This is a genomic window from Variovorax sp. WDL1 (assembly GCF_001541225.1).
Taxonomy (GTDB): domain Bacteria; phylum Pseudomonadota; class Gammaproteobacteria; order Burkholderiales; family Burkholderiaceae_C; genus Variovorax.
The window spans coordinates 20,578-20,885 of sequence record NZ_LMTS01000042.1 but is presented as its reverse complement, the minus strand read 5'-3'; positions in this window follow the sequence as shown (position 1 = coordinate 20,885).

Genomic DNA, 308 nt, shown 5'->3' with positions numbered 1-308 from the left:
CAGGCGGCCGCCGGTGGCTGCTGTGTGGTGTTGCGCCTGCCGATGACGGTGCCCGCGGCCGCGGCAGCCTGAGCGCTGCCGGCACCGGCCTCCCGCGAACGCGGGATACCGGGCGCGAATGCGGAATTTCCCGCTGCGCGCTTCCCTTCTAGATTGGATCCATGCGCACGTCGCGCGTCTCGATGGACCAGGGAAGGAATTGCCATGCAGCCGCATCCGCACACCGTCTTCGTCAACCGGCCGCCCAGGCGCAACCGAACGCCGCGGCTGCTGCTCGGGTCCGTGGTGCTGGCCGCAGCACTGCTCGC